This window comes from Nitrincola alkalisediminis, from assembly GCF_009821115.1.
In the GTDB taxonomy this organism is placed as follows: domain Bacteria; phylum Pseudomonadota; class Gammaproteobacteria; order Pseudomonadales; family Balneatricaceae; genus Nitrincola; species Nitrincola alkalisediminis.
Genome location: NZ_VYTY01000001.1, coordinates 160781 through 175600, shown reverse-complemented (window position 1 = coordinate 175600; position 14820 = coordinate 160781). Strand labels below are relative to the sequence as shown.

Annotated in this window: 9 protein-coding genes; 4 read left to right on the top strand and 5 right to left on the bottom strand. The window is 43.9% G+C overall.

Going from position 1 to position 14820, the window contains the following annotated elements:
• The first annotated feature begins 148 nt into the window (after nucleotides 1-148).
• Nucleotides 149-1144: an MDR family oxidoreductase gene (locus tag F5971_RS00800; RefSeq protein WP_193493487.1), complete on the top strand. Its 996-nt coding sequence runs from the start codon at nucleotides 149-151 to the stop codon at nucleotides 1142-1144.
• Nucleotides 1145-1173: 29 nt separating this feature from the next.
• Here F5971_RS00800 and F5971_RS00795 read toward each other — a convergent pair whose 3' ends face one another.
• The 4 genes from F5971_RS00795 to F5971_RS00780 form a co-directional block, all read right to left on the bottom strand.
• A complete protein-coding gene (locus F5971_RS00795) occupies nucleotides 1174-3714 on the bottom strand; it encodes a response regulator (RefSeq protein ID WP_051513807.1) in 2541 nt (846 codons plus the stop codon).
• 27 nt (nucleotides 3715-3741) lie between these two features.
• Nucleotides 3742-4899, bottom strand: coding sequence for an FIST signal transduction protein (locus F5971_RS00790; protein ID WP_036506462.1), 1158 nt, complete (start codon nucleotides 4897-4899; stop codon nucleotides 3742-3744).
• A gap of 17 nt (nucleotides 4900-4916) precedes the next feature.
• Complete coding sequence (locus tag F5971_RS00785) at nucleotides 4917-6998, bottom strand: two-component system response regulator (protein WP_193493485.1); 2082 nt, start codon at nucleotides 6996-6998, stop codon at nucleotides 4917-4919.
• Between the two features lie 355 nt (nucleotides 6999-7353).
• Nucleotides 7354-9651 (bottom strand): sensor domain-containing protein, encoded by a 2298-nt coding sequence (locus F5971_RS00780; protein WP_193493482.1) that lies wholly within the window; start codon nucleotides 9649-9651, stop codon nucleotides 7354-7356.
• A gap of 81 nt (nucleotides 9652-9732) precedes the next feature.
• Here F5971_RS00780 and luxS point away from each other — a divergent pair, with 81 nt between their 5' ends.
• Entirely contained in the window at nucleotides 9733-10239 is a 507-nt protein-coding gene (gene luxS / locus F5971_RS00775; RefSeq protein WP_193493480.1) for an S-ribosylhomocysteine lyase, read from the top strand.
• 150 nt (nucleotides 10240-10389) lie between these two features.
• Here luxS and F5971_RS00770 read toward each other — a convergent pair whose 3' ends face one another.
• On the bottom strand, nucleotides 10390-10872 hold the full coding sequence (locus F5971_RS00770) for a GNAT family N-acetyltransferase (RefSeq protein WP_036506457.1): 483 nt from the start codon (nucleotides 10870-10872) through the stop codon (nucleotides 10390-10392).
• 57 nt (nucleotides 10873-10929) lie between these two features.
• Here F5971_RS00770 and radD point away from each other — a divergent pair, with 57 nt between their 5' ends.
• Both radD and F5971_RS00760 read left to right on the top strand, forming a co-directional pair.
• Complete coding sequence (gene radD, locus F5971_RS00765; protein WP_237748457.1) at nucleotides 10930-12678, top strand: DNA repair helicase RadD; 1749 nt, start codon at nucleotides 10930-10932, stop codon at nucleotides 12676-12678.
• A 141-nt stretch (nucleotides 12679-12819) separates the two neighbouring features.
• The gene (locus tag F5971_RS00760; protein ID WP_193493478.1) at nucleotides 12820-14817 is read left to right on the top strand and encodes a putative bifunctional diguanylate cyclase/phosphodiesterase; all 1998 of its coding nucleotides are present in this window, start codon (nucleotides 12820-12822) and stop codon (nucleotides 14815-14817) included.
• Nucleotides 14818-14820 lie beyond the last annotated feature (3 nt).

Below are 14820 nucleotides of genomic sequence, written 5' to 3'. Positions count from 1 at the left end.
TAGGTATGAAACATCAATTAGGAATCGTATCAATAATCCATTAATTTTTTCATGGACTTTCTTCAGTTATATGTGCCTTAGTGGCATAGACAACTCATTGAATTATTGTAACTATGGAACATGTCAATCCAATAGAGGTAATCAGATTATGTCATCAGAACACTTTCGTGCATTCGTCTTAGACACAACTGAAGCGGGACTGAGTCGTGGTATTCAAACGCTGTCTCGGCAGGATTTGCCTGATGGGGATGTGCTGGTTGCCATTGACTATTCTGGATTAAATTATAAAGATGGGTTGGCCATCACAGGCACTGGCAAAATTGTATTAACCTGGCCCATGGTGCCTGGAATTGATTTTGTAGGCCGTGTGGTTGAGTCCTCATCGGATCGATTTAAGAATGGCGACTCAGTCATTTGTACAGGTTGGGCAGTTGGCGAAAAATACTGGGGGGGCTACAGCCAATTCCAGCGTGTTAAATCTGACTGGTTGGTTCCCCTTCCCTCTTCCTTGACGGCTCGGGATGCAATGCTTCTAGGAACAGCAGGATTAACAGCCATGCTATGCGTGTCTGCGCTAGAAGATGGAGGCGTCTTACCTGAACAAGGCCCTGTCATCGTAACAGGTGCGGCTGGCGGTGTCGGCAGTATTGCAATCTCTTTACTCGCACAGCGAGGTTACTCCGTCACAGCCGTCACGGGCCGATTGGAAGAAGAGGCCTATCTTCGCTCTCTAGGCGCAACAGACATTATCTCACGCGATGAAATGTCAGAACCCGCAAGGCCACTAGAGAAACAACGCTGGGCGGGGGGTATTGATACCGTTGGAGGAAATATTTTAGCTCGCATACTGGCTGAAGCACAGTATGGAGCCACCCTAGCCGCGTGCGGGCTTGCCGCAAGCCATACACTCCCGACAACCGTCATGCCATTTATTCTTCGAAATGTACGTTTACAAGGCATTGATTCTGTTAACTGTCCGACCCCAACACGCATTGCTGCCTGGACGGCTCTAGCATCCAATCTTCCATCCAACCTTGAGCAAACACTGCACAAAACCATAGGACTTGAAGAGCTTGAACTCAGCGCCCACGCCATTATTAACGGAGTCGTTAGAGGTCGAATTCTGGTGAACCCAAACCTCTAAACCCTTAACAACCTAAGCAATCCGATGCGCTAACCATTCAATCGTTGCTGTAATTGTGGAATAAGCTGATCCACGGCAGCCTGAAAGTCTGCATATGCCTCATTGAGACCACTGCCACTTTTAGCTGCCTTTTCCAAGGCCTGCGCTGCAGACGTTGCAGGATCCGCGCAGAATGTCGATAGCAACCCTTTCATGGTATGTGCCGAACGAATCAAACTCTCCATATCCTGTGCAAGAATGGCCGCTTCAATAGCATTCATATACTCAGGTGTTTCTTCCAGAAACATTTCAAGAACTGACTTAAGAAGCTCATCCTCTCCACCTATCATTTCAACGGCTTGTTCCCAGTTGTAAAGCACTTCGTCAGACATTAAGCCCCCATATAGTTCATCAATTTTTGTGGCACCCGAGATTTCTTGATCAAGCGCTTTATTGTCAATCTTAGAAATCCATTCATCAAGTATTCGATCAGCGCCTCGATTCGGTGCTGATGTAATACGGCCCTCTGAATCTGGCTCAAACGCTAGTACTCTCATAATCTCGGAATACAGCTCCGTCGGTTTAACGGGTTTAGCAACATAGCCCTGCATACCCGCTCGAAAGCAGCGCTCACGATCACCTTGCATCGCATTTGCCGTCATTGCGATAATTGGGATAGGGTGTGCAATATGGTTTCTCGTTTCATGTTCACGAATCAAGCACGTCGCCTCCAAACCATCCATTTCCGGCATCATTACATCCATTAAAACTAAATTAAAGCTTTGCGATAGATATAACTCAAAAGCCTCTCGACCATTTGTCGCGAGTGTCACAAGAACCCCTTTTTTCTCCAACAACTTAATCGCTAAGCGTTGATTGACTAAGTTATCTTCTGCTAGCAATATTTGAAGCCCATGTAGGCCATTATGAGAGTCGAATAGATTGGATTGTGTTTGGATATTGACGTAGCCTAACTGCTCTTGTAACGCTCCTTTTAATTCAACCAACGTTAAGGGCTTTGTTAAGTAACCCGACATCCCTAAGGCTTGACACCGAAGCGCATCGCCTGCAATGGCAGATGATGTTAAAATAAGCACTCGTGTAGACACGGAGTTTGGCAAGGACAAAATTTTTTCAGCTGTCGTGTAACCGTCATACCCTGGCATAATGGCATCCATTAATACCAAACTGAATGGATTAGCGTCTCGTTGCGCTTGCTGAACACTAAATAATGCTTCAGGGCCCGATCTTGCCACCTCAAACGGAACACCTAAAAGCGTTAACATCGATGAGATAACATGAATATTGACGGGTTCATCATCCACAAGTAAAACACGATGCTGGCTGAAGTCAGTGACTAAGTCAGGCAGTCCTTCTGGCTCATCGGCTAAGAGCAGCGGAATTTCAAAACTAAAAACAGAGCCTTGTCCTAGCTCACTCTCAGCATAAATATTACCATGCATCAACTCAACCAGCTGACGACAAATCGATAAACCTAAGCCCGACCCTTCATACCTGCGATTCGTCGCAGCATCCACTTGTTCAAACGGGTGAAAAATCGACTCTAGTTTCTCTTTCGGTATGCCAATTCCCGAATCCGTGACTTTAAACACGTACCAAGGCCGATCATCATCCTGCTTGTTTAGAGGAAGAACTTCCAGTTTGATGTGCCCATGTTCGGTAAACTTAATCGCATTCCCTAATAAATTAATTAAAATCTGACGCAAACGAGAGGCATCCACCATAACAAATCTTGGCAAGGACTCCTCAAAATCATAACTCAGATGCACACCTCGACTTGTCGCTCTTGCCAACATTGACTTAACCGACTGACCAATCAACTCAACAAGATCGACGGATTCGGGTTGCAAATCCAATTTCCCTGCTTCAATTTTAGAGATATCCAGTATATGGTTGATGATATCAAGTAAATGAACAGCGGACATTTTTGCAAGCCCTAAATGCTCTTTTTGCTCCTTCAACAAGTCCGTTTCGAGGACCAAATCAAGCATTCCTAATATACCATTCATCGGTGTACGTATTTCATGGCTCATGTTCGCTAAGAAGTGACTCTTGGCTAAACTGGCCTTTTTGGCGGCTTCGATTTGACTGCGTAACTCCGCTTCATACAAGCAAGCTCTTGCCGATAACGCGAGTTTACTCATGAGCTTATCTAAGGACATTAACATGTTCTCAGAAAAAGCGGCCCCGTTCTTTTGCAACGCAAGCAAACCAAACTGTTCCAAAGCAAAAACGTATATATGATGTGACCCCTTCTGAACATGCAAAGGGCAATAGTGTTTAAACTCAGTGCATTTGTTCGCATATTTAGGAAGGTCCAATGTTTGATAGACCGATAGCCATTCAGAGCTTAGGTAAAAACGTTTTGGATAGGAAACACAATTTGACCATTCAAGAAGACACGATGGGCCTTCATCTACGCGCACCGCTTGCTCAACAAGCACAGCACTGGCATTGAGTACTCTAAGCATCGTAGTGAGCGTTTCTTTTAGCATTGGCTTTAAGTCTAGACTTGAGCCAATCGATAACGAAATCTCAAAAAGAAGTTCAATTTCTTCTGCGGTTGTCACGAACAGACCCTTTTCGCTTTTTTAACGTCATTTGCCAACATCGGAATTCTCAGACATCAAACACACGACCGCTGTCTTATTATAAAATTCTAAATAATCCTGTCCGGTATTCGCAATTTCACCGAGTGTTAAAGCACCTACGACAGCCCCTTCCGAAGAAATGACATTGAGCTCATCCTCTATACTTTTTTCAAGAAACAGTACACGCGATATACAATCAATAAACAATGTTAACGCCGGTGGCTTTTCAGATACTCGGTCATAACTTATTTTGGCCTTATTAGACGCCTCACGGGCAGCTGAGATTAAACTCTCTTTTGTGCCCGTCAGCACTTTAACAAATGCATCCTGAGGCACATCGCCCACACACACAATGTCTTGAGCATCATTCAGCATTAACGGATCCCTAACCACCATTTCCGCATCAAGCTTACTGATTCCGAAAGGGTAAGATTTAGCGATATCAAAAAAATTCTGATCATTAAAAGCGGAACCACTGTGCGCCTCGACGATTTTCCGATACTCATCAAATGCAGGTTTCCAATCCAATGAAATCACACGATTTTGTTCTGAATGCGTGACTTTCATGGGCTCAGAAATTGGCTGCCAACCATGCGAGACACCCAAACCACTTAATGCTTTCAAACGAACAATTAATGCACAGTCTTTTTTAATACCTTCAGGTGTAATAACACAGGGCTTTTGTTCAAAACTCAAAGAGCCGGCACCACCACCAATAAAGTTATGCTCCAAACCAAAATTAAAAAATAAACTTTCAATCAATTTAGCGATTGATTTTGCCAAGCCATCAACCACTAAAAATAGCGTCACATCCCCGGAAAGCGTTTCCCATTCAACAGATACATTTTCAACCTGCAAACTGATATCATCGGATTCTGGTTGACTTAATCCTTCAATCACCTGCCAATCAGGTACATCATGAAAACCAACTAGAATAAATCCTGTTTCGTAATTGGATTGTTTATAAATAATTTGAGGAAAAACACCACCAAAAACAGGGACTGATGACGATTTTAGAATAGAATTAACATCATCGATATTCCAAGCATTGGCATCACAACCGAGTAACATAAACGAGCGCAGAGAAGGATCTTCTATCAACAAGCCATCAATCGTATCTTTTAACTGATTTACATCCGCACTCGGCTGAAAGTAACTCTTCATACACGCCCCCTACCTCTTCAGATGGATTGGTTATTTTGATTTTTTTTGAAATCAGCTATAAATTGAATGAGCTCATTCGACTCCAAAGGCTTAGAAATTAAATACCCTTGTATTTCAGTCGCACCCAATGCATCCAAATAATCTCGCTGCCGCTGTGTTTCTACACCTTCTGCGATCGTGGTTAAGCCAAGTCCCTGACACAGAGATGTTAAGGCTCTTACAATTGCACAATCGCTACGTCCGCGGGTAATATCTTTAATAAAGGCACGATCTATTTTGAGTGTATCCAACGGAAATCTCAGTAAATATTCTAGAGAGGAGAAACCAATACCAAAATCATCAATGGCAATTTTAAACCCTTCTTCACGTAAAGACTTCAACATCCGAATGGTGGTTTCTGGGCTGTGCATAGCCAAGCTTTCCGTTATTTCTAGCTCTATATCGCTAAACTTAGCCCCTGTTTCCGCAATAAGACGCATAATTTTATCGGGCAAATCCATTTGTTCGAATTGAACAGGTGACAAATTTATGGCCATCCTTAACGATACTCCCTTCTTTTTCCATGCCACTTGCTGCTTAGCGGCGTGCTGAACAATCCAATCGCCAAGTTGCTGTATAAGTCCCATTTCTTCCAGAACAGGAATAAATTGATCGGGGGGAACGACACCAATATCAGGACGTCGCCACCGTATAAGCGCTTCCACGCCAACAACATCCCCTGAGGTCAAATTCACCTGCGGCTGATACACCAAATAAAACTCTTCTTGCTCAATTGCTTTGCGCAGTGCCATTTCCAGCATTAAACGCTTTTGCAAACTATCTTCTTGCTCACCCTCATAGATACCAATACTGATGTTACCGGAGGGTTTAATACCCCTGTGCGCACGATGCGCCTTACGGATTAGAAGGCTGGCATCATCACCATGGCGCGGCACTAAGCTAACACCTGCAATAAAATTCAGAAAGACCTCTTTATCCGCCACCACCCAAGATCGATCCAATACACTTAGCCAACGCTCTATCGCCGAATAAATTTTGCCTTCATTCCACTGTGCATTTAAGGGCAGCTTCAACGCGAAACTGCCACCGTCCAATCGCGCCAAAAACGCATCTCTTGGCATCGCTGTTTTCAATTGACTGGCCATTAAACTGAGTAACTGATCGGACACTTCAGAGCCATACGCATCGTGTATCTGATGAAAACGTGCCACATCAAGAACAATAATCGCAAAGTTAAGATCTGTATGATGAAGTTGAGTTAGGACATCTTCTAAATCACGTTGGAATAGCTTTCGATTTGGCAAACCCGTTACAGAATCATGGAAGTTTAGAAAATTCGCTTGCTGCTCTAAGCGACGCTGCGCGGTAATATCCTGAAAGGCTCCAATTAAGCGTTTTTGTTCGCCGTCTCTCTGACCAACAATTTTTAACAAATATTCTTGTTTATTGTTGACTGAACGAACTTCAAGATCAAACTTACCTCCCATGATCAAGGTATCCTCGAAGACCGCAAAAAGACGCTTGCGGTCATTTGGGTGAACGATCTGCCCCATCGATTCTAGGGTTTCAGGCAAGAATTTAACCCAATGCAATATTTCACTGGCATCTTCCGACCAAGTATATTGCTCAAGCGTTTGGTTGTACTCCCAAAAACCCAGTCCGGCTAACGCCCTCGCATTGTCTTGCAATCCTTTCGCTTTACGCAACGCTTGCTCTCTGTCTGCATCACGAAGCGCATAACGGATACGTTGCTCAAGCAATGGCAAATTAATGGGTTTCGTTATAAAGTCATTAGCACCCACTTCAAAGGCCGTCTGAATCGAATGAAGATCGTCAGAGCCCGTCAGCATTAAAATGGGGGTAACGGTGTCCTCTTCATGCTGGCGAATGTTTCTGCATGCATCAAACCCATCCATGATCGGCATGTTGACGTCCATCAAAACCAAATCCGGCTTCTCTGAAATAAACAACTCGACGCCCTTTTGGCCGTCTGCCGCCTCCAATACACGATAGCCTGATCGACCTAAGCCTTGGGTTAAAAGTAAGCGTACTGGGCGAGAGTCTTCTACTACAAGCAATGTAGGTGTTGTTTTAATCATATTGTTTCGCTGCACCGATCAAATTACTGGCATTGAAAAATCATCCACAACTCTCCTTTGATCATACTTAAGGGGCTATAAAAACCAACACTCAAAGGCACTAACGCGGTCTGTGCATTCAATTGATCATCGAGTTCTGATTGAATACTGGGCACTCTTTAATGAATATTAGCTAAAGATTAAGCAAGAATCTCTAACAATTTCTAAATTTTCCATTTTTCATCGCCATCACCGTGGCTCAGTGATCTCCCTAGCCGCTTATTGGACTTGGTGGATAGTAACGAGAGAAAAGCGTGCCGTGTCAGTAAATCACTGCCAATCGATAGACGGCTAGACCCTGAAACCCTTTTGAATCTCAATTACGCCAGTTTTCGATCCAATAGGCTGCAGGCTCTGGTCTCCCAAAAAGATACCCTTGATACAGAATATCGGCTCTAGCCTGTAAGAAATCGGCTTGAGCTTGAGTCTCAACCCCTTCTGCAACCACTTTTAGATTCATATGCTTAGCGACCGATAAAAGGGTTTCAACCAACACAGCATCACTATGATTAAAGGGTGCTTCTTGCACAAACGCTTTATCAATTTTTAATTCATGGATCGGCAAACGTTTCAAATAAACCAGGGATGAGTATCCCGTACCAAAATCGTCTATAGAAAAGCGGAAGCCGCGTTCCACTAAGGCTTGCATATTCACAACAACTGTATCGAAATCTTTAATGAAAAGATTCTCAGTAATTTCAAGCACAACCCAGTTTGGATCAACACCGGTTTCACTGACAATATGATCTATCCACTCAACAAAGTTCTTTTTTGTGAAGTGTTTAGGACTAATATTGATGGATAGAGGTAGCACACGCCCATTCGAGTATTCCGATACCATGAGACGGCAAGATTCCCTGAATACCCACTTACCCAGATCCACAATCAAATCCGACTCTTCTGCGATTGGAATAAAGGCGCCTGGATACAATAACCCTCGGGAAGGATGCTGCCAGCGCACTAATACCTCTGCGGCTTCGATTTGACGTGCGTAATTAAACTGTGGCTGTAAATACAAACACAATTCATTGTTCTGAATACCTGAACGAAGTTCTTGCTCAGTTCTAAAGCTACTGGATGCCGCTTCCCCCATACTGGTTTCAAAGAATGCCGTCTGATTGCCACCGCTGGATTTAGCGCGATGCAAAGCGGTTTCCGCTCGTCGAAACACAGTTCCCGAAAGAGTATCTTGATCATCGGGAAACGTGGTAATACCTATACTAACCGTCAGCGCAAATGCCTCGCCCTGCACATCGAAGGTCGCACGTAGAGCCGCATGTATTTTTTCGGCCACCACAAGTGCATGTCGGCTGGCTCGGCCCGCTTGTTGGTTTATATCCGGCAACAAAACAGCAAACTCATCCCCTGCCGTGCGCGCCACAGTATCGCCAACTCGAAGTAGGTTAACCAGTCGCAAACTGACCACTTTCAAAAGCTCATCGCCAAAGCCGATACCATGAGCATCATTAATCATTTTAAATCGATCAATATTGATGAGCAGTAACGCCTCTTGATGCTGCAAGCGTGCCGTTGAGGTTAAGGCTTGCGACAAACGTTCAAACAGTAAACTGCGATTGGCCAAACCTGTTAAACTATCAAAAAACGCCAGCTGATGAATTTTCTCATCCGCCATTTTTTGCTCAGTGATATCACGCTTTATCGCTAAATAATTGATGACAACACCCGCTTTATCCCTCACCGGAGCAATGGTTGCGAGCTCGGTATACTCTTTGCCATTTTTTCGTTGATTCACAAACTCGCCACGCCAAATACGCCCATCGATGAGCGTCTCCCACATGTCTTTGTATACCTGTGCATCTGTTTTACCTGAGTGCAAAAAGCGCGGGTTTTGCCCGACAGTTTCACGAAAACTATAACCACTTTTCTCTTCGAATGCAGAGTTAACGTATTCTATATTACCTTTAAGGTCCGTGATCACAATGCTGTCCGGACTTTGCTCGACCGCCATCGTCAATTTTTGCAGCTGGTTTTCTGCCTCTTGTCGACGGCGTATACTCAGATAGAGTCCCAATATGACTAAGGACTGGAAAAACAACGCAAGCCAAATAATATGTTTTTGAATACTTTGGCTGGTTTCAAGCTGCTCAGTTCGTTCCTGAACTAAACGTTCGAGTGTTTCTTTGTGATCAGTAAAGACCCGTTCAGGGATGGACTTGTCGGTGACATCCAACACAATCGATAAAAGGTAAGGTCTACCCACTAGCTCGATGGGTGAGGAATAGACCTCAACCGCTCGGACAGATTGATCCGCAAGCCGATGGTAAAAAACGAAGTAATTACGCTGTTCGGAAGCCGCACGCGCAATTTCTTGACGAATGGCATCCTCATCCAAAACATTAAAATCTTGAATTTTATATTTTTTCAGACGGTCCAATGATAGGCCATAAAAGCGGGAGGCCGATTGATTGGCATCTACGATCTGACCGCTTTCGGGATCAATTAGAAGAATGGGGGCGGAGTGTCGACTTAAAACACTTGAGGCGAGATCAGCATTCGCATGTAAGTGGCCTGAATAAAAAACGCACATTAAAAGAATAATATTGAATGGATGACGCAGAAAACCCGATGGAATCGTCCAGAGATTAAAACGCATCGGGTTACCTAAAAATCTCGTATAGACTAAACTATAGGTACTTCTCATGAGATCTGATTTTATCAAAACAGGAACCATCCAATGCCGTTACTTGACAGCTTTCGCGTTGACCACACCCGTATGCATGCACCTGCTGTTCGTGTCGCTAAAAACATGCAAACGCCTTCTGGCGATATTATCACAGTCTTTGACTTGCGCTTCTGCATTCCTAACCGCGAAATGCTATCTGAAAAGGGCATACACACGCTAGAACACCTTTTTGCTGGCTTTATGCGCGATCACCTTAACGGTGATAACGTCGAAATTATCGATATATCTCCAATGGGCTGTCGCACTGGCTTTTATATGAGTTTAATTGGCGCTCCTAGCGAACAACAAGTAGCTAATGCTTGGCTAGCTGCAATGCAAGACGTTATTCGCGTTAAGTCCAAAGAAGACATTCCTGAACTGAACGAATACCAATGCGGCACCTATGAAATGCACTCATTAGAGGAAGCTCAACAAATCGCTCAAGACATCATCAAACGTGGAGTTTCAGTCAATCACAACGATGAGCTTTACCTAAGCGATGACTTTCTAAACGCTTAAAATTCTTAAGGGCTGTGCTACGCTAAAACTCGCTAACACAGCCTAACTTAAAGCAGAAGCATGACGCGTTTGAAATTTCCAACCAAGACTTTTTTACACGTATACTTTACATGTGATTAGATTACCAAAATACAGAAAAGACAGAAACACCTATTGCAATTTTTTATGCCAAAACTGCGCGATACCAAACTGATCATCTAAACGATATGGCTCGTATCCGAAGGCACGATAAGCGCGCTGTGCTGCTTCATTTTTTTCCAAGACCTCAAGCGTTAATTTACAACAGCCCATGCCTCTTGCAAACTCATCAGCGGCTTCGAACAATCGCCTCGAAACTCCCTGCCCTCGATAGCCCCCCTTTACAATCACATCATGGATATTCAACAAGGGTTTCGCAGAAAACGTCGAAAAACCTTCGACCAAGTTAATAAGGCCAATGGCGCAGGATGACTCCAGCGCTATAAACGTATGAAGGTGTGGGCGCTTGCGCATTTCGCTCACTAAGTTTTCTTTCACAAAATCCGTAAGCGCCTCTCCACCCCCCATCTCGTCTTGTGCATAGTCGTTCATCAGTTCAACTATAAACCCTGAATGTAAGGTATTATCATAATCTGCTTTGATAATGTGCAGCATAGTATTCCTATCAGTAAATTCAGATTAGCCCTATGGGGCCGCGTTGGGAGCATTTGTGTGTTGGCTCAAAAAATAACCTTGCGAGACTATCAACAACAGGCCGTTGAGTCGACTTTAAAACATTTTCGTCAATCATCAAAATCCGCTGTCATCGTGTTACCCACTGGTGCAGGGAAAAGCTTAGTGATTGCCGAACTCTCTCGTTTAGCAAAGCATCGCATTTTAGTCATCACGCATGTAAAAGAATTAGTTGAACAAAATCACTCAAAACTTTTAGCCCTAGGTGTTCAGGCAGGCATTTTTTCCGCAGGTCTTAGATCAAAAGACCATCAACACCAAATTATTTTTGCCAGTGTGCAATCCTTAGCCCGAAACCTTGAGTCGTTTAAGGATCATTTTTCACTGGTGATTATTGATGAATGCCATCGCGTCAGCCTCGACCCTGACAGTCAGTACCAAACGATCATCAATCACCTCCGCCGCTTCAATCCTCAATTAAAGCTGCTAGGACTGACGGCAACACCCTACCGACTTGGGCAGGGCTGGATATATAAAGAGGACTATCGAGGCTTTTTTAGAGATACCGATTCAGCCATTTTTGACAAATGTATTTTTGAGCAACCGCTGGCACTTATGATTAAACGTGGCTACCTCACCCCACCGCTCAAAATTGATGCGGCGATTGCTGGCTATGATTTTTCATCCCTGACACCCTCTTCTTCTGGTGAATACAGTGAACGTGCGGTGAATCACCTGTTAGGACGATACCGCCGTGTCACCAAAAGCATCTGTGAAGAGATTCAAAAACTCAGTCAACATCGCTTAGGCGTGATGGTGTTTGCCGCCACGGTCAAGCACGCTCAGGAAATCACTGAATACTTACCATCATCCACGACAGGTTTGATTACAGGCGAGACAGCGAGTGATGAACGTGATCAGATCATCGCGTTATTTAAAGCACAGAAGCTTAAGTATTTAGTCAATGTATCGGTTCTAACGACAGGATTTGATGCCCCCCATGTCGACTTAATCGCTCTTCTACGCCCAACCCAATCGGTCAGCTTGTATCAACAAATGGTTGGGCGGGGATTGCGTTTATTTCCCGGCAAAGATAACTGCTTAGTGATGGACTATGCAGGCAATGGATTTGACCTTTTCCAACCCGAAATTGGCACACCTAAACCCGATAGCGATTCTGAAGTCGTTCAAGTTTTTTGCCCAAGTTGCGGCTTCGCCAATTCGTTTTGGGGCCATAAAGACGTCACAGGACAAGTGCTTGATCACTTTGGTCGACGCTGCCAAGGCCTCGTTGAGGCCGAGGATGATGAATCACATCAATGTGACTTTCGATTCAAATTTAAAGAGTGCCCTCACTGTCATGCCGAAAACGACATTGCCGCACGAACATGCCATAGCTGCCAAGGCACCTTGATTGATCCAGACGACCTTCTCAAGCGCGCTTTAAGCTTAAAAGATGCCAAGGTGCTGCGTTGCTCTGGGATTACCTTTACTGAACACAAGGGAGGATTAAAAATCACCTACCATGACGAGCAGGGTGAGACATTAAATGAAACACTCTACTTAACCAATCCTCATGCGTGGGATGATTTTAATCAACAGTTCGTCAGACGCTCACAAGAAAACAAACAGCTAACTTATAAAGACCTATCTAATATAATTAAATCCCAACACCTATATCCTGCGCCAGATTTTGTCATCGCTCGTAAAGTCAATCATATCTGGAAGATCAGCCAACGCATTTTTGACTACCAAGGACGTTATCGAAAAGCAAACCAGCTTTATTAATTGAGCATCAGGTGTTTCCCTAAAGACGAAAGCACGAACTCAATAGTGTTTGTTTTTTTCGCATTAATACAGATTTTCATTCAAAAATGCGGTAGATTAAGGTTCTTTTGCCACTAATAATTCAAATAATAGCGCGTATTCATGTTGAGACAAAAAAACAATTTATTTTTAGCCCTTTTAACCTTGTTCTTCCTAGCAGGGATTATACTTTGGGTACCCTCTCAGTTCTCCGATCATCGTCAAATCGCAGACTATCATTTTTTAATGGGCCGATTGTATCAAGACACAATACAAATCGAAAAAAACATTACAGAGCAATTACTTAATGCTTATTCACAGGACTCTTTTTCAAAACAGGATAGGTCCATTCAAGCGCCCATGCTCCTTAAACCACGCGATTATTCTTCACTTATCTCGAACAATGATCCTAAGCTGATCAAACTTTTGGACAACTTTTCGCATATCGCTCACCAAAAACAATTAACCGCCGAGCATATAAAGCATATAACCCAACGACTCATTCAAAGCCATCTTGGTATTGCAGATTACTTTGCTATGACCTATCAACTTGACACATTAAAAGCTGAGTTCTACGAGTTAGACTTAACACATGCCCTCAACAGTATTGATCAACATATTCTTGATCAGCATCAAAAAATAATGAGGACCAACAAACTCTTGTATTTAGGTTTTGTGGGTTTATTAACCTCCATTTTCTCTGCTCTCTTTTTAATGCAGCGACGCCAGCTTACAACAGCACCCTTGAATACCTCAGATCCAGAACAATCCTTAATTGATGCGCGTGAACCGCTCGAATCTGTTTTCAAACACCAAGCTTACTATGACAGCTTAACGGAGCTGCCCAACCGCACTCTGCTAATGGATCGGTTGGATGTAGCCATACGCACTGCAGAGAGAGACTATCAAACAATTGCTGTCATGTTCATTGACCTTGATCGTTTTAAAAACGTAAACGACTCTCTTGGCCATGGCACAGGCGATGAATTACTCAGCATGGTTAGTAAACGCTTAAAAAACTGTGTGAGGGAAAGCGATACCATCGCACGTTTCGGCGGCGATGAATTTGTGATGCTCTTACATAATATTAGCTCTGAAAGCGATGCCGCACATGTCGCGGATAAAGTCATCCACACCCTCTCAGCACCCTTTCAGTTAAGTGGCCGCGAAATCGTGATTGGTGCCAGTATTGGAATCGCGCTTTACCCTAACGATGATGACTCACCTGACAACCTCTTACGAGATGCGGACCTCGCAATGTATCGTGCCAAACAATCAGGCCGAAATCAGTTTATGTTCTTCACTAAAAGCTTACAAGAACATGCCGCTGAACTTATGGAGACAGAACAACACCTTCGAAATGCCCTAGAGCTCAACCAACTCTCACTGCACTTCCAACCCTTGGTAAGGTCTCGAACAGGGCGAGTGACAGGATTCGAAGCCCTCTTACGCTGGCATCACCCAACGCTCGGTAATATTCCACCGGACAAATTTATTCCAGTGGCTGAAGAGTCTGGCTTAATCGGCTCCATCGGAGAGTGGGTTCTCGACACGGCCCTCATGCATGCAAAAAATTGGCACAATCAGGGCCAAAAACTTTATATCTCAGTAAACCTATCTCGACGACAACTTGATCTGGGGATGAATGACAAAAAATTAAGCGCCTTGTTGTCCAAGCATCAATTTGATCCTAGCTATCTTGTGCTCGAAATTACCGAAAGTCTTTTACTCGATAACAGCGACACAACCGTTATCCGTTTGGAGTCTATCAAAGATTTAGGCGTCCATTTAGCTATAGATGATTTTGGAACGGGCTATTCGTCATTAAGCTACTTAAAACGCTTTCCTATTGACAGCCTCAAAATAGACAAGGAGTTTGTTCGCGACCTCACGTCAGATTCAGACGACGTTGAGCTTGTCACAGCCATTATTGCCATGGCACGCAGTTTAAAACTTCGCTTAATCGCGGAAGGTGTGGAAACGGAAGAGCAGCGAAAAATTCTATTACGGCTGGGTTGTGAGTTTCTTCAAGGCTATTATTTCGCTAAACCCATGCCAGCATCTGAGGTGCAAACGTGGCTCACTCATTATGAACCCGAGTATTTAAGCGCGCATGCTTAAGGC